The organism is Bacteroides sp. Marseille-P3684, from assembly GCF_900291465.1.
Taxonomy (GTDB): Bacteria; Bacteroidota; Bacteroidia; order Bacteroidales; family Bacteroidaceae; genus Phocaeicola_A.
In genome coordinates this window covers 3,649,494-3,666,470 of sequence record NZ_LT985808.1, presented here as the reverse complement: position 1 = coordinate 3,666,470, position 16,977 = coordinate 3,649,494, and the positions used below count along the sequence as shown (strand labels likewise).

The following is a 16,977-nucleotide window of genomic DNA, read 5'->3' as shown; positions in this document are numbered from 1 at the left end:
AAGCCGAAAGACTTCTCAAAGCGGTTGAGTATTATAACTTTTTAAAGAAAGATTATCGACCGATGTTTGGATGGGTCTCGATAAAAACCACTATTTTTGCAATCTGATAATTATCGAATTAAATTTTTTATGGAGCTTGATATTCTCACGGCGATTTCGCCGATTGATGGACGATACAGGAGCAAAGCGGGAGCTTTGGCTTCTTACTTTTCAGAATATGCACTTATCAAATACCGTGTGCAGGTTGAAATAGAGTATTTTATCACGTTGTGTGAACTTCCTCTGCCGCAATTGGACGGCATCGACCACAACCTGTTTGAAACATTCAGAAATATCTACCGTAATTTCTCGGAGGCGGATGCTGCCCGCGTGAAGGAGATAGAGAGCGTGACCAACCACGATGTGAAAGCCGTTGAATACTTCATCAAGGAACAGTTCGACCGCATCGGAGGGCTGGAAGCCTACAAGGAGTTTATTCATTTCGGACTGACTTCTCAGGACATCAATAATACGTCGGTGCCCCTTTCCATCAAGGATGCACTCAACGACGTCTACTATCCCCAGCTGGAGGAGCTGATTGCCCAGTTGCGTACGTATGCCGATGAGTGGGCAGACATCCCGATGCTGGCAAAGACTCACGGACAACCGGCATCACCCACCCGTCTGGGAAAAGAGATAATGGTCTTCGTTTACCGTCTGGAACGTCAGCTTGCCGTGCTGAAGGCTTCACCCATCACTGCCAAGTTCGGCGGTGCGACGGGAAACCTCAACGCACACCATGTGGCTTATCCGCAATATGACTGGAAGGCATTTGCCAACAAGTTTGTGGCTGAAAAGCTGGGGCTGGAGCGTGAGCAGTACACGACGCAGATTTCCAACTACGACAACCTGGGCGCCATCTTCGATGCCATGAAGCGCATCAACACCATCATGATTGACATGAACCGCGACTTCTGGCAATACATCTCGATGGAATACTTCAAGCAGCGTATCAAGGCCGGCGAGGTCGGTTCGAGTGCCATGCCGCACAAGGTGAACCCCATCGACTTTGAAAACGCGGAAGGAAATCTCGGCATGGCGAATGCCGTGCTCGAACACCTGTCGAGCAAGTTGCCGGTATCCCGCCTGCAACGCGATTTGACCGACTCCACGGTGTTGCGTAACGTTGGTGTTCCTTTCGGACACACGGTCATCGCCATCCAGAGTTCGCTGAAGGGACTCCGCAAGCTGTTGCTCAACGAGCCTGCCATCTACCGTGACCTGGACAACTGCTGGAGCGTGGTGGCAGAAGCCATTCAGACCATCCTGCGTCGTGAGGCTTACCCGCATCCCTACGAGGCGCTGAAGGCTCTGACGCGTACGAACCAGGCGATTACCGAAGCATCCATCAAGGAGTTCATCGAGCAGCTCAATGTAAGTGAGGACATCAAGAAGGAGTTGCGTGCCATCACTCCGCACAACTACACAGGCATGTAAAGTTAACATTAGCCCGCGAGGGCGAACATTTTAATATACCATAAACCGTAAAAACATGAGTACAGATCAAGAAAACTGGCAGGAGAATTCGGAAGAGAATTCCAATGCACGCGAAGAATCACGTTCGTTTAATAGAGAGTATAGAAAGGTGAATTACAACCGCGACGAAAACAACAACGCCGAGGGGCGTGCGTTCCGTCCTTCTTCGTTCAACCGCTTCGGAGGTGAAGGTGGAGGAAACTCATACAATCAGGACCGTCCGCGTCGTCCGCGCATCAGCCGTCCGACACCCCCTGCAGGTGAACCGGCATACCGTGCTGACGGCAATGAAGGACAGCGCCCGCGTCGTCCGCGTATCGGCGGAGGAAATGCGCCCGCTTACCACAGCGACGGCAATCAGGGATACCGTGGCGGCGACCGTCAGAACAACTACAACCGTCAGAATGACCGTCAGCGCAGCTACAACCCGAACTTCCGCAATGCGAACAACGGTGAAAGACGTCCCTGGCGTCAGAACAACTATAACAACGGCAACCGCTACGACAATGGCAACCGTTATGACAATAACGGAGGCAACCGCTACGAGCCGAACGGCAACCGCTGGGAAAACGGAGACGGACAGCAGCCGCAACAACGCTCGGGCTTCCGTCGGCAGAACAACTACAACAACGGTGGTTATAACAATGGCGGTGGCTACAACCGGGGTGGAAACTCTTATGGACAGGGCGGAGGATACCGTCAGGGTGGCTACAACAACAACCGCGGTCAGGGCGGCTTCCGTCGTCGGACGGCCGATTATGACCCGAATGCGAAGTACAGCCGCAAGAAGCAGTTTGAATACAAGGATGTGCTGACCGACCCGAACGAGCCGATCCGTCTGAACAAATATCTTGCCAATGCCGGCGTATGTTCACGTCGCGAGGCTGACGAATACATCACTGCCGGAGTCGTTTCGGTGAACGGTGAAGTGGTGACTGAACTGGGTACGAAGATCAAGCGCAGCGACGAGGTGAAGTTCCACGACCAGCCGGTGACCATCGAACGCAAGGTGTACGTGCTGCTGAACAAGCCGAAGGATTGTGTGACGACTTCAGAAGATCCGCGGGAACGTAAGACCGTCATGGACTGCGTGAAGGGTGCCTGCAAGGAGCGCATCTATCCGGTGGGCCGTCTGGACCGCAACACGACCGGTGTGCTGCTGCTGACGAACGATGGTGACCTGGCTTCGAAGCTGACCCATCCGAAGTACCTGAAGAAGAAAATCTATCACGTACACTGTGACAAGAACGTGGCTCAGGCTGACCTCGACAAGATTGCCGCAGGCATCACGCTCGATGACGGTGAAATCCACGCTGACTCCATCAGCTATGCTTCCGACACCGACAAGTCGCAGGTGGGCATTGAAATCCACTCCGGAAAGAACCGCATCGTGCGCCGTATCTTTGAATCGCTGGGTTATCGTGTCACCAAGCTCGACCGTGTGTTCTTTGCCGGACTGACCAAGAAGAACCTGCGTCGCGGACAGTGGAGATACCTGACAGAGAAGGAAGTCAACATGCTCCGCATGGGTGCTTTCGAGTAAAACATTTTTCAACTTTCGCATGCGCAAGGTGGTGGGAGGAGAGGGCGACTCATGCCTTGTCCACTGTCAGACCGGGTGCATGCGGAACTTTAGTTACATGATATATTATGGAAACAATTCGTAGAACAAAGGTTGTCGACCTGCTGAAGCGTACCGACGTCGGTGCGCAAGTCAATGTGAAAGGCTGGGTACGTACCCGCCGCGGTAGTAAACAAGTCAACTTCGTGGCTATCAATGATGGTTCTACTATCAATAATGTACAGGTGGTGGTCGATGTGGAGAAGTTCGACGCCGACATGCTGAAACTCATCACGACCGGTGCCTGTCTGAGCGTGAACGGTGTGCTGGTGGCTTCCGTCGGTTCCGGTCAGGCTGTGGAAATCCAGGCTACGGAAATCGAGGTGTTGGGTGCTTGCGACAACACCTATCCCTTGCAGAAGAAGGGTCACTCGATGGAATTCCTTCGGGAGATAGCCCACCTGCGTCCGCGTACGAACACATTCGGTGCGGTGTTCCGCATCCGTCACCACATGGCGTATGCCATTCACAAGTTCTTCCATGACAAGGGCTTCTTCTATTTCCATACACCCATCATCACGGCTTCTGACTGTGAGGGTGCCGGACAGATGTTCCAGGTGACGACCATGAACCTGTATGACCTGAAGAAGGATGAGAAGGGTTCCATCATCTATGACGACGACTTCTTCGGCAAGCAGGCCAGCCTGACTGTCTCCGGACAGCTCGAAGGTGAGTTGGCAGCTACGTCACTCGGTGCCATCTATACGTTCGGTCCGACGTTCCGTGCTGAAAATTCGAACACGCCGCGTCACTTGGCAGAGTTCTGGATGATTGAGCCGGAAGTGGCCTTCAACGACATCACCGACAACATGGACCTGGCGGAAGAATTCATCAAATTCTGCGTGCAGTGGGCACTTGACAACTGTTATGACGATGTGAAGTTCCTTAACGACATGTTCGACAAGGGACTGATCGAGCGTCTGCAGAGTGTGCTGAAGGAAGAGTTTGTCCGCCTGCCTTACACCGAAGGTATCAAGATTCTGGAAGATGCCGTAGCCAAAGGCCATAAGTTCGAATTCCCCGTATACTGGGGTGTGGATCTGGCATCCGAGCACGAACGTTTCCTGGTGGAAGACCACTTCAAGCGTCCTGTCATCCTGACGGATTATCCGAAGGACATCAAGGCCTTCTACATGAAGCAGAACGAAGACGGCAAGACCGTGCGTGCGATGGATGTGCTGTTCCCGAAGATTGGCGAGATTATCGGCGGCTCGGAGCGTGAGGCAGACTACGACAAGTTGCTCAACCGCATCAACGAGCTTCACATCCCGATGAAGGACATGTGGTGGTATCTCGATACACGTAAGTTCGGTACCTGTCCTCACTCCGGTTTCGGATTGGGCTTTGAGCGTCTGTTGCTCTTCGTGACAGGTATGACGAACATCCGCGACGTCATCCCGTTCCCGCGTACCCCGCGTAATGCCGAGTTCTGATATTTTCAGAGACTGATATAAACAAAGCCGTGCCCGGTTCCACTTGACGGAATGGGCACGGCTTTGCTGTTCCTGTAGCTCTGTGTGGGACTTGCAGGATAGGGCATAAAAAAAAGAAGGAGGCTTTTGCAAGTCTCCTTCTTTTGTACACCCTCAGGGGCTCGAACCCTGGACCCATTGATTAAGAGTCAATTGCTCTACCAACTGAGCTAAGAGTGCATTTCTCATTTGCGCTTGCAAAGGTAGAGCTTTTTTTGAAAGTACCAAAACATCGGCGCAACTTTTTTCCAATTTTCTTCAGATAAGCCCCTCTGCAGGGTACCATGAAGCCGCATTTCCTTTGTTTTGCGGGATGTTTGGCAGTTTGGGGAGGTTTGAGGGGGACAATCTTATCTGAAAATGCAAAAGTAATATCCAATAGTGTAAGGCACAGGAAGGGGAATCGGGCTATATTTGTCCACGTACCAAAATTCAATATCATGAACACACGTTTCCTTCTGCTTGCAGCTGCAATGACCGCGGCAGGTGTCCTTCAGGCACAAAATCCGGTCATCAGGGACCAGTTCTCGGCAGACCCGACAGCGCGGGTCTTTGACGGGAAGGTATACATTTATCCTTCACACGACATCCCCAGTCCTGTCGACCGTCTGAAAGAGTGGTTCTGCATGGCGGATTACCATGTATTCTCTTCGACCAGCCTGACCGACTGGACCGACCACGGAGTCATCCTCACCCAGAATGAAGTACCCTGGGTACAGCCGGACTCCTATTCCATGTGGGCTCCCGATTGTGTATGCAAGGATGGTAAATACTACCTTTACTTTCCCAGTACTCCCAAGGGTGAAGGCAGGCGTGGTTTCAACATCGGTGTGGCCGTTGCCGACCACCCGGAGGGTCCTTTTACTCCCGAAACAGAACCCATAGCCGGAATCTTCGGTATCGATCCTTGTGTACTCATCGACACCGATGGGGAAGCATACATCTACTGGTCTGGGAGAGGCATGTCGGTTGCCAGGCTGAAACCCACTATGACCGAATTGGCGTCTGAGCCGGTACCGGTGCAAGGATTACCTGACGGATTCAAGGAGGGACCTTACGTATTCAAGCGCAAGGACAAGTATTATTTTACGTTTCCCTGGGTACAGGACAAGACTGAAACATTGGCGTATGCCATGGGAGACAGCCCTATGGGACCGTTTACCTTCCAAGGCGTCATCATGGACGAATCTCCCGTCGGTTGCTGGACCAATCATCATTCCATCACGGAATACAACGGCCAGTGGTACCTCTTCTACCATCATAATGATTACTCCCCACAGTTTGACAAGAACCGTTCGGTGCGTATCGACTCTTTGTCTTTCAATGCGGACGGCACCATCAGGAAAGTGAGACCCACCTTGCGCGGTGTAGGAGTAACCCCTGCACGGAACCGGATTCAGGTCGACCGTTATACTGCAATCAGTCCCTACGGAGTAACCATTGACTACCTGAATCCTGCCAATCCATTCGACGGTTGGCAGGCATTGTTTCTCCGGGCAGACACTTGGCTGGTCTATAACAGTGTGGACTTTGGCGCCATTCCGGTCAAGCGGCTTAAAGCGCGTGTCCGTTCGGAGAAAGGCGGAGAGATTATTTTGCGGACTACCGGTGATAAAGGAGTAATCCTTTCCCGGTTACTGATCGAACCGACGGAACAATGGACGGATTTAGATACGGATATTCTCCATGCACCTTCCGGTGTGCAGAACCTGAGGGTCGAATCAGTCGGACAAGCTCCGGTCGCCATCGATTGGCTCTGTTTTGAATAGCTCTGTCCTGTTAACAATCGGGACGCATACTCATGCACACTAATACCATTACCCTATGAACACATACCTTTTACACTTCGCATCCTTTTGCCGCAAGTCCGTCCTGACCTTGGTCGGTATGCTGATGCTTCATGCTTGCGGACAGGACAGCTCCCCGTCTTTTACACAAACCAATGATTTGTTCCTCAATGATTCCAGTTATTTCGAGACCCGTGGATTGAACTATTTTGTCTTCAGCAATAATTACGATGACATGTTCGATGACTCCAAGGTGAGTGCCGTAGAAATCATCCAGCACGGAATTCGAATAGCAACCAACGGAGATGTCCGTCTCAATCCGACACCGGGACAATGGGACAAGTTGCCTAGATTCATCCGTCGTACGGTAGACAAGGCAGCCAAACGCATCCAGGTTGAGCTGGAATATCCGCAATATGCATTTGCTTATACCTTGAGTGGAGAGGCTCGAGACGGAGGGTTCTATCTCAGTATTTCAACGGACAAGGCGCTCCCCGATTCATTGGTGGGAGTGGCAGGACTCAATCTGGAGTTCTTCCCGCCCTTATTCGTCGAGCACTCCTACCTGATGGACGGCAGGCCCGGTCTATTCCCGACTTCTGCTGCCGACAACATGACTGTTATCAACGGTACGGTCGAACCGACTCCGATGGCTGTTGGAACTGAAGTTGAGATTGCCCCGGATGATCCCCGAAGGCATGTCTCCATCCGCACCACACAGAAAGATAGCAAGCTGATGCTTTTTGACGGACGCAACAAGCAGCAGAATGGCACCTTCGTCGTGCGTACCTTGCTGCCAGCTGATAGAACCGGGAAAATAGCTGAATGGTTCATACAGGCCGAAACCGACATCCATTGGTTGCGTACGCCTGTCATCAGCTATTCGCAGGTAGGCTATCATCCGGCGCAGCAGAAAATCGCCGTAATCGAATTGGACAAGAATGACAAGCCGCTTTCAGATGTAACCCTTTACCGGGTTGGTTCCGATGGCTCTCTGACGGTTGCCTTGTCGGATAAACCTGCTGTATGGGGCATGTATACTCGCTATAACTACCTGCAGTTCGACTTTTCGCAAGTGAAGGAGCCTGGTATCTATCAGATTGCTTACGGTGAGCAGCTGAGTGGTCCGTTTCCGATTGGCACGGATGTGTATCGGCGTGCCTGGTATCCGACGTTGGATGTCTTCATGCCGGTACAGATGGACCACATGTTTGTTCGGGAGGCTTACCGCGTATGGCATGGTGCAGCACATCTTGACGATGCCCGTCAGGCTCCGGTCAACTATGCGCATTGGGACGGTTGGCGACAGGGACCCTCGACAGACAACAAGTTCAAACCCGGACAGCACATTCCAGGACTGAATGTGGGTGGCTGGTTCGACGCGGGCGACTTTGATATACAGACTCCCTCGCAGCAGCAGACCGTACTATCACTGGTAGATATCTGGGAAGAGTTCGCCCTCGCCCACGATGAAACGACTGTCAGCCAAGAATCACGTTATACCGAAATGCATCTGCCTGACGGCAAACCAGACATCCTGCAACAAATCGAACATGGTATCTTGCAGCTTGTGGCGCAAGTCCATGCTGTGGGGTATGCCATCCCCGGCATCAATGAGTCACACCTTTACCAATACCGGCATTTGGGGGATGCGGTTACCAAAACCGACGGTATAGCCGGTAATGAGGACGACCGCATGGCATTCACGAACCGTACAGCTGCCCTCAATTACGGTACTGCCACAGCGCTTGCCGCTGCAGCACGGGTGTTGCCCGACATCAATCCTGAGCTTGCCAGAGATGCGTTACGTACCGCTGAATTTATCTGGAAGGATGAACACAGCCGTGAGCCGGAGACAGAGGAGGTAGCGACTCCTCCTTTCAACCAGTTCCGTCGCTCGGTTGTGCACGAGAGCCGTGCAGCTTTTGAACTTTGGCGTACGACTGGTGACAAAGTCTACAAGACACGTATGGATGAACTGCTTCCGGAAGTGACCAGCCAGTTCAATTGGAACTTGTCGTTTATCGTTCGCATACTGCCATTCATGGAGGATGCCTTCAGGCAGCAGGTAAAGCCGCAACTTGAAGCCTACGTGGCACAACTGGAGAAATTGGACACTCGGAATCCTTTTGGCATCAGCATCAGTTTGAGTAACTGGGCAGGTAATGGCATGATACTTCGTACGGGCATCACCAATTACCAGATACATAAGATTTTCCCTGAAATGGTTAATCCTGAGTTAATATTCCGTAATTTGAACTATATCTACGGTTGCCATCCTTACCATAACCGTTCCTTCGTGTCAGGAGTAGGGGCACAACCCAAGAAGATAGGTTATGGCAATAACCGGGCTGACCATTCCTTTATTCCCGGTGGCATTGTACCGGGTGTTCGCCTCCTGAAGCCGGATTTCCCGGAGAATCGCGACGATTATCAGTTCCATTGGAGTGAGAATGAGTATGTCATCTCTCTGGCGCCCGAGTACATCTATTTGGTAAATGCGGTAGATTGGCTGCTGAAATGAGGGTGATTTGCTTTCATATATCTGATTTTATAAATGAAATACCTGAAAATAGAAGCTTGAAAGTGTGTTGCGCGTGTAATATTGCATCCGCATTCAATCATTAAAAACATACCATGATGAAACAGAAATTGCTTTTTATTCTCAGTGCCCTTGTCTTGTTGGCAGGATGTGCACAACGTCCGCAATTGCCCACTTTCCGAAATACCGGCAATCCGCTTGTCAAAGACAAGTTTACGGCAGACCCGGCTCCCTTGGTGCATGACGGTACTCTGTATCTTTATGTGGGCCACGATGAGTATTATGAAGGTCAGGACACGGCTCACGGCGGGAAAGAATTCAATATCACCGAATGGCTCTGCTATTCAACGAAAGACATGCAGACTTGGACTGACCACGGTGTTGTCCTGAAACCTACGGATTTTAAATGGGGAGTAGGAGAGGCCTGGGCATCCCAAGTGATAGAGCACAACGGCAAGTTCTATTACTACACGACGGTACAGGCTGGTGAACCTTATACCGGAAAAGCTGTCGGAGTGGCTGTCGGCGATACACCGCTTGGTCCTTTCACGGATGCTATCGGCAAGCCTCTTGTTTCCGATGACATGACGTCCAATGGTCCGCGTGGCTGGTGGAACGACATAGACCCTACCGCCCTGATTGACGACAACGGACAAGCCTGGCTGTGCTGGGGAAACGGAACCTGCTTCCTGGCTAAGCTGAAGCCGAACCTCATTGAGATAGATGGTGATATTCAGGTCGTCGATCTGCCGCGTTATGTGGAAGGTCCCTGGCTGCATAAACATGGTGACCTGTATTACCTGACGTATGCATCCCTCGGAGAAGGACGGGAAGCCATCTCGTATGCCACTGCTCCCAGCATGGAAGGTCCATGGACACCGCGAGGCGAACTGACGGGTATGGCGGAAAACAGCTTCACCATTCATCCGGGAATCATTGAATTTCAGGGGAAATGGTACTTGTTCTATCACAATGCAACGTTGACGCTGGATGGACATCCCGGAGCCATCGGACGGCGTAGTGTATGTGTGGACGAACTGCATTATAATCCGGATGGGACGATGCAGACAGTCGTACAGACCAAACAGGGAGTCTCGGAGTAATTCCATGACAATGTAGCTTTTGCAAGCTCGACTTATGATATTCATTTAACTTAAACTACCCATTCATGCTTATGAAATCAAGAATTCAGTTGTTACTGGTATTTGTGATTTTCTGTTGCACAACGGCAATGGCACAAATCCAAGTTAAGGGTACAGTTGTCTCAGCTAACGATTCTGAGCCAATGATTGGTGTTGCAATTCGTGAAGAAGGAACGACCAACAGTTGCATCACCGATCTGGATGGTAACTACACTATCCGGGTGCAGAATAGCAACGCAACCCTTACCGTATCTTTTGTCGGTTTCAAGACGCAGACAATCAAAGTGAACGGGCGTGAGAAAATAGACATCCGTATGCAGGAGGATCTGAAGACGCTCGATGAAGTTGTTGTTGTAGGTTACGGTGTACAGCGTAAGAGTGACCTCACAGGTTCGGTCGCCTCGGTCAACGGCGATGACATCAAGAATTTATCGACCGTTGATGCCGGTGCTGCCCTTCAAGGAAAAGCTGCGGGTATTCAGATTCTGAACACATCCGGTGCTCCCGGCGAAGGAGCGAAGATCCGTATCCGCGGTTATTCGTCCAACTCTGACCAGCTGGGGCCTCTGTTGATTGTGGATGGTTTGAAGGTGGATAATATCCAATATCTTGACCCGTCCATGATTGAGTCCATCGAAGTCCTTAAGGATGCGGCATCTGCAGCAATCTATGGTGCACAGGCAGGTAATGGTGTCGTTCTGATTACGACAAAGACAGGTAGTGGCGCCAATGGCAGGCCTAAGATTACCTATTCTTTTAAGGCGATTAACCAGCGTTTGGGCAAGACTCCGGAGCTTTTTGGCGCGAAAGACTGGATTCGATACAAAGAGATGTCCGGCTATGATATGAAGACGATGTGTGAGGCTAATGGTGTGGACTACGACAACCCGTTGGAAACGAACTGGATCAAGGAAGTGTTCGGTACGAGCTGGGCGACTCAGCATGCTGTGACTTTCCAGGATGGCAACGATAAAGGGCATTTTTTCACGTCGGTGAACTACATTGACAATGATGGTATCGTACGTGGAAAGAAGGATACGTATAGCCGTCTTTCTGCACAGCTCAATGCGGACTATAAGCTCTACAAGTGGATCAGGGTAGGTACCAATACCTCGATTGAACGGTGGGCGACCCGTAACATTACTCACCAAAGTGCTTATGGTTCCATGCTTGCACCGGCACTCTTGCTCGATCCGCTGACTCCTGTCTATTGGGATAGTACCGATGATTTCACCACCGGAATGAAAGAAGTCTATGCTACGAATCCTGAGAAGATTCTTGTGGCTCCGAATGGCAAATTCTATGCGACATCCAAATTCCAAATGGATGATAACGGGAATCCGCTGCTCCAACGTGACCGACGGAATCAGAAGAATTCGGGCTTCGCTATCCGTGGGACGGCTTTCCTGGACTTGACTCCGCTGGACGGCCTTGTCATGACGTCGCGTTTTTCTTACCGTATCTCACAAAACAATAGCCATGAGTATTCCGAACCCTACTACATGAACGGTCAGGCCAAAGCGGATGACTACTCCATATCTGCCAACGCCAACAACAACCACTACTACCAGTGGGAGAACTTCGTGAATTTCAACAAGACCTTGTTTGACAAGCACAATGTGGGTGCGATGCTCGGTATGTCCTATACAGAGTTCCGCTCGGACAATGTATCGGCTTCGGCTACAGGAACGGGTGGCAATAAGATTCTCTCCGGCGATGCTGACAACTTCAAATACCTCGATTACGTAAATTCAGCCTCAACCACAACAAAAAGTATTGGTAACCTTCCGGGTATTTCGACCAGTCTTTCTTACTTCGGTCGTCTGCTTTACACGTTTGACAATCGTTATAGTCTGCAGTTCAATTACCGTGCCGATGCCTTTGATACATCCAAGCTCCCAGCGGACAGACGTTGGGGAAAGTTCCCTTCTGTAGCCGTAGGCTGGAACATCAGCAATGAGAAGTTTATCGCGGAAAATGTGAGCCGAGACATCCTCTCATTCATGAAGTTTCGTGCTTCCTGGGGTATTAACGGTAATGTGAATGTGCTTAATAACTACCCCTATACTGCACCTATCAGCTACAATGCAGCCTGGTATCAGTATGGAGACAGTCCTGAACAATATTATGGTTCTTATCCTTCCGGACTTGCCAATCCGAATCTCAAGTGGGAGAAATCCGAGCAGCTGGACCTTGGTCTTGACATGCGTTTCCTGAATGACCGTCTGACAGTCAGTCTGGACTACTATAACAAAAACACCAAAGACCTGCTGATCAACATCAATCCGGTGCCTGAGGTGTATACCAACCAGACTACGGTGAATGCCGGTGAGGTGAACAACAAGGGTTTTGAATTTGAAGCTGGTTGGAGAGACCATATCGGTGACCTTACCTACCGTGTAAATGCGAATTTCTCGACCTTGAAGAACGAAGTGACCTATCTGTATGATGACCTTCCGCGCATCACAGCCAGCAAAGGTGGAGTGGACGGAACAAACAACAAAGTGCATACTGCATTTGAGGAGGGACACTCCATCTGGTATTTCCGTGCATTCGACTATGTAGGGGTTGATAGTGAGACCGGTGCTCCCCGATTCCGTAATCATGAAGGTGAAATCGTGAATTCCTCAGAGTTGACCGACGAGGATATGACGGATATCGGCAGTTCCATTCCGAAGTTCACTTATGGCATTACCATCAATCTCGAATATAAAGGTTTCGATTTTACGGCATTTGGAACCGGTGTGGCAGGCAATAAGATTTTCAACATACTCTACCGTGCAGACAGTCCGTTACGTAACTCCCTGAGGTATTATATGGACAATGCCTGGACTCCGGAGAATCGGGGAGCCTCCATGCCGGACCCGCGTCAAGTGGCAACCGATCTCAATTTCTGGGGTTCAAGTGCCTCCATGTTCAGCGGTGCCTACTTCAAAATCAAGCAACTTCAGTTAGGCTACACTTTGCCGAAGAAACTGACACAGAAAGTGGCCGTCAAGAACTTCCGCCTCTTTGTGTCGTTGGATGACTTCTTTACATTCTCCGATTATCCGGGTATGGACCCTGAAACGGCAACGACCAGCCGGAATGGAGGGGCTGGTTTCGACATCGGTTCCTATCCCACGATGAGGAAATGTACCTTTGGTGCAAGCCTCTCATTCTAGTCGGGTAACGTATTACTTGAAAACCTCAAAAGTATGTTCATTATGAAAAAGATTCTATATTCACTCTTGGGTGCCGCTTTCCTTTTCGGTGCTTGCGAGGATTGCCTTGACATCGAGCAGAAGGGTGTCATCCCATTTGAAAATTTCTACCGTACGGACGATGATGCGCAGAATGCGCTCAACAATCTTTATCAGTCCTTCTGTCTGAACATAGCAGGCAATGAAGGCATCTATATTGCACTCCCGGTGCTTTTCAATGAACCGGGAGACGACATGTTGGCGGCAGGCAGTCAATACGGTGACAATGATTTTGGCGCACAACTGAATGAGTTCCGTTATGACTCGCAGAACGAAGTGATTAAAAATGCCTATTGGGGACTGTACGGTGTCATTTATGATACCAATCTCATTCTTGATAACGTAGAACCTGAAACGAATGTCAAGAAACGTGTATGCGCCGAAGCGCGTGCACTCCGTGCTTGGGCACACTTTATGTTGACTATCGGATGGAATTGCCCTCCTTTGGTGGACCATATCCTTCCGGGAGATGCCAAACCGGCGAACTATGAAGGCGGGCATGACAAACTCCTCGAATGGTGTGCATCGGAAGCCGAAGCTGCGGTGAGTGACCTGGATGAACGCACCAGTCCTGCTGACAAGGTAGGCGCTTCCAAGGTCACCAAGGGGTTTGCTCTCACACTTGCAGGGAAAGCCCGCCTCTTTATGGGCGATTATGCCGGTGCCAGGAAAGACCTCAGACAGGTGATTGATTCTAAAAAGTATGAATTGGTTCCGACTGAACGTTGGGCAAATCTCTTCCATACGTCAGGTGACCTCTGTGAGGAAATGATTTTCCAGGCAAACGTAGTGGAGAATCCCAATATCGGGGAATGGAGCAACTATATCCAGCGTACAGGATGGATGTTCATTCAGTTCTGGAACTGGAGGACAGACAAACTGGCTTCCATGCCTTCCTTTATCGGGGCTGATGGTTGGGGCGGTCATGCTATCCGTGCGGACTTTGCCAAACGCATGCTGGCCAACGATGGTGATTCTCCCCGTCGTAAGGCGACGTTCCTGACCGGTGACGAGTTCCTCTATGAAATGGAGTGGAACGGGACTAAAGGCAAGGGGATGACCCGGGAGCAGCTGGAGACATCCGATCAGATTGGAATCAAGAACAAGACCGGGCTTTATGGATTTGGAGGATATTTCGGGAAGAAGTTCATTGCTTGGAAGGAGGATAACGTGAAAGGCAGTTGGGGATTCAAGAATCTCACTATATTCCGTTATGCCGAAGTCCTTTTGATGTATGCTGAGGCTTGTGCACAGACGGATGATGCGGACGGGCTCGGATTGCAATGTCTTCAGGATATCCAGCGGCGTGCCGGTTCAAAACACATCTCTGAGAGACTCACCTTGGAGGAAGTTAAGAATGAGAAAGGTTTCGAAATGTGGCTGGAAGGAGTCCGCTTCCCGGACATGGTGCGCTGGGGAGACACGGAGAACGTCAAAGATAACGGGAAGAACATACCGACAACTTACGATGCCTTTTTCACAAAGGGAGAAGCAAAGCACCGCATCTATGTGGAATATTCCAACCCTAACAATGGTCCGACCGGATTCGTGAAGGGAAAGCATGAATATTTCGCCTTCCCCTATGATGCCACCTCCGTGAATATCAATCTGAAACAGAACCCGAGTGGAGGAGATAAATAAGTTGTAGAACGGATGAAGCACAAGTGTTTGAATTGCCAAACACAAATGTCTGGAGGGTGTGTCAATTACGACGCACCCTCCTTGTCTTAGTACGCTCGGCATGAGTGTTGTCTAACGGGTGCAAGTCCCGAGTAAGCCCTAATAGCGGGAATTACATAGCCCCAGGCAAGGGTGTTCATCGCGAGGTGAAATCTGAAGGAAGCCGTCGGCAAACATCTGGCCTAACGAACAGAAACTTCATACAAGGCATATGACCGTGGGTAAGATTGCTAAACAAATCGAAGCCCTATAGCTATTCGGAACGGTCGGTGTAGATGAAGTAGGTATAAGATGGAAAGACAACGCCCTTATCCGAGGAGGTCTCACGGACACTTCGAATAGTTTTTTTTTTTTACGAAAGAAGTGGAGTAAAGCTTGTCGTGAGAAGTCAGCAGACGCCATAGTAGTGCAGCTGTCGATAGAGTTGCATGAAGGGCAGAACCTAACAATTAAACGATAGTAATTGAAACATACCATATGAAGGACAGAATGCAGAAAACATTATCACGTTTTAATGGCTGCCCTCAAAGGAATAGGTCGGAAACCGAAAGATATGGGGGAGTGCAGACCTTTATGTGGATGTGTGAAGACAACATCGTGGAAGTACCATTCGACAAGGAACACCTTTTCGAGCAAATTCTCAGTCCGTCAAATCTCAACAGAGCCTACAAAACAGTGGTGAGAAACAAGGGATGTGGTGGTATCGACAAGATGTCGTGCGAGCAATTGCTCCCATGGCTCCTGACCAATAGGGAAATGCTCCTTAGTTCCTTGATGGACGGCTCTTACCGTCCGAACCCGGTAAGAAGGGTAGAAATCCCCAAAGACAATGGCAAGATGCGCCTTTTAGGTATCCCCACCGTGATAGACCGATTGGTGCAACAAGCCATAAACCAAGTGTTGACTCCCATCTATGAGAACCAATTCTCCAAGACAAGCTACGGCTTCCGTCCGAGAAGAGGATGCCATGACGCACTACGTGAAGCGCAGAGGATAATCAATGAAGGCTACGTATATGTTGTAGACCTTGACCTTGAACTCTTCTTCGACACGGTGTGCCACAGCAAGCTCATAGAAATCCTCAGCCGTACCATAAAAGACGGCAGAGTGGTCAGTCTTATACATAAGTATCTCCGTAGCGGTGTAATGAATAAAGGCTTGTTTGAAGCGAGCGAGGAAGGAACTCCCCAAGGAGGTCCGCTAAGTCCCTTGTTGAGCAACATTATGCTCAATGAACTGGACAAAGAGCTGGAACTCAGAGGCCTCCCTTTTGTGCGCTATGCGGATGACTCGATGATATTCTGCAGGTCCCGAAGGGCAGCAATGCGAGTGAAGGAGAGCATAACCCGATTTATAGAGAACAATCTATATCTCAAAGTCAACCAGGAGAAGACCGTAGTGTCGTATGTGCGCGGAGTGAAATATCTCGGCTATTCCTTTAATGTAATGAAAGGTAAATGCCAACTTACGGTACACCCGACATCCAAAGCCAAGATGAAGTCAAGACTAAAAGAACTGACAAGTCGCAGCAATGGATGGGGATATTCCAAGAGAAAGCAAAAGCTCAAAGAATACATAAGAGGATGGGTCGGCTATTATCATCTTGCCAATATGAAACGTCTTCTACTTACCACTGACGAATGGTTAAGGCGTAGAATACGTATGTGTATATGGAAAGCATGGAAGAAAGTCAAGACAAAAGTGGCAAACCTCATTAGATGCGGTATCGATAAGTACAAGGCATATGAATGGGGTAATACTCGCAAGGGCTGCTGGCGCATAGCAGACAGCCACATAATGCACAGGGCAATCACAAATGAGAACTTGCGCAAAGCAGGGTATGCTACTTTAATGGGTGAATATCTCGAATGGTACCCAAAATAGGAACCGCCGTATGCGGAACCGCATGTACGGTGGTGTGAGAGGACGGAAAACGAAAGTAGGAAGAAAACTACGTCGTTTTCCTCCTACTCGAT

Annotated in this window: 9 protein-coding genes and 1 tRNA gene; 9 read left to right on the top strand and 1 reads right to left on the bottom strand. The window is 50.0% G+C overall.

The window, feature by feature from the left end:
* Window positions 1–129: 129 nt before the first annotated feature.
* From purB to asnS, 3 genes are all read left to right on the top strand, one after another.
* Window positions 130–1,476, top strand: a complete 1,347-nt coding sequence (purB, locus tag C8275_RS14340) for an adenylosuccinate lyase (RefSeq protein WP_106625657.1) — start codon at window positions 130–132, stop codon at window positions 1,474–1,476.
* Between the two features lie 55 nt (window positions 1,477–1,531).
* Entirely contained in the window at window positions 1,532–3,058 is a 1,527-nt protein-coding gene (locus C8275_RS14335) for a pseudouridine synthase (protein ID WP_022384059.1), read from the top strand.
* Window positions 3,059–3,165: 107 nt separating this feature from the next.
* The gene (gene asnS, locus C8275_RS14330; RefSeq protein WP_022384060.1) at window positions 3,166–4,569 is read left to right on the top strand and encodes an asparagine--tRNA ligase; all 1,404 of its coding nucleotides are present in this window, start codon (window positions 3,166–3,168) and stop codon (window positions 4,567–4,569) included.
* 146 nt (window positions 4,570–4,715) lie between these two features.
* Here the strand turns inward: asnS and C8275_RS14325 are convergent.
* Window positions 4,716–4,788: transfer RNA gene (locus tag C8275_RS14325), tRNA-Lys, on the bottom strand.
* Window positions 4,789–5,048: 260 nt separating this feature from the next.
* Here C8275_RS14325 and C8275_RS14320 point away from each other — a divergent pair.
* The 6 genes from C8275_RS14320 (at window position 5,049) to ltrA (ending at window position 16,885) form a co-directional block, all read left to right on the top strand.
* Window positions 5,049–6,377: a family 43 glycosylhydrolase gene (locus C8275_RS14320; protein ID WP_106625656.1), complete on the top strand. Its 1,329-nt coding sequence runs from the start codon at window positions 5,049–5,051 to the stop codon at window positions 6,375–6,377.
* A gap of 55 nt (window positions 6,378–6,432) precedes the next feature.
* The gene (locus tag C8275_RS14315; RefSeq protein ID WP_106625655.1) at window positions 6,433–8,919 is read left to right on the top strand and encodes a glycoside hydrolase family 9 protein; all 2,487 of its coding nucleotides are present in this window, start codon (window positions 6,433–6,435) and stop codon (window positions 8,917–8,919) included.
* Between the two features lie 116 nt (window positions 8,920–9,035).
* Window positions 9,036–10,040, top strand: coding sequence for a glycoside hydrolase family 43 protein (locus C8275_RS14310; protein ID WP_106625855.1), 1,005 nt, complete (start codon window positions 9,036–9,038; stop codon window positions 10,038–10,040).
* A 65-nt stretch (window positions 10,041–10,105) separates the two neighbouring features.
* The gene (locus C8275_RS14305) at window positions 10,106–13,243 is read left to right on the top strand and encodes a TonB-dependent receptor (protein ID WP_255413996.1); all 3,138 of its coding nucleotides are present in this window, start codon (window positions 10,106–10,108) and stop codon (window positions 13,241–13,243) included.
* 42 nt (window positions 13,244–13,285) lie between these two features.
* Window positions 13,286–14,962 carry a RagB/SusD family nutrient uptake outer membrane protein gene (locus C8275_RS14300; protein ID WP_106625854.1) on the top strand — a complete coding sequence of 559 codons (1,677 nt, stop codon included), beginning with the start codon at window positions 13,286–13,288 and terminating at the stop codon, window positions 14,960–14,962.
* Between the two features lie 516 nt (window positions 14,963–15,478).
* Window positions 15,479–16,885 carry a group II intron reverse transcriptase/maturase gene (gene ltrA / locus C8275_RS14295; RefSeq protein WP_106484112.1) on the top strand — a complete coding sequence of 469 codons (1,407 nt, stop codon included), beginning with the start codon at window positions 15,479–15,481 and terminating at the stop codon, window positions 16,883–16,885.
* Window positions 16,886–16,977 lie beyond the last annotated feature (92 nt).

Coding starts and splice junctions, on each gene's coding strand:
- asnS (WP_022384060.1), top strand. CDS start 3,166: ATGGAAACAATTCGTAGAACAAAGGTTGTCGACCTGCTGAAGCGTACC.
- C8275_RS14335 (WP_022384059.1), top strand. CDS start 1,532: ATGAGTACAGATCAAGAAAACTGGCAGGAGAATTCGGAAGAGAATTCC.
- C8275_RS14315 (WP_106625655.1), top strand. CDS start 6,433: ATGAACACATACCTTTTACACTTCGCATCCTTTTGCCGCAAGTCCGTC.
- ltrA (WP_106484112.1), top strand. CDS start 15,479: ATGAAGGACAGAATGCAGAAAACATTATCACGTTTTAATGGCTGCCCT.
- C8275_RS14320 (WP_106625656.1), top strand. CDS start 5,049: ATGAACACACGTTTCCTTCTGCTTGCAGCTGCAATGACCGCGGCAGGT.
- C8275_RS14300 (WP_106625854.1), top strand. CDS start 13,286: ATGAAAAAGATTCTATATTCACTCTTGGGTGCCGCTTTCCTTTTCGGT.
- purB (WP_106625657.1), top strand. CDS start 130: ATGGAGCTTGATATTCTCACGGCGATTTCGCCGATTGATGGACGATAC.
- C8275_RS14305 (WP_255413996.1), top strand. CDS start 10,106: ATGCTTATGAAATCAAGAATTCAGTTGTTACTGGTATTTGTGATTTTC.
- C8275_RS14310 (WP_106625855.1), top strand. CDS start 9,036: ATGAAACAGAAATTGCTTTTTATTCTCAGTGCCCTTGTCTTGTTGGCA.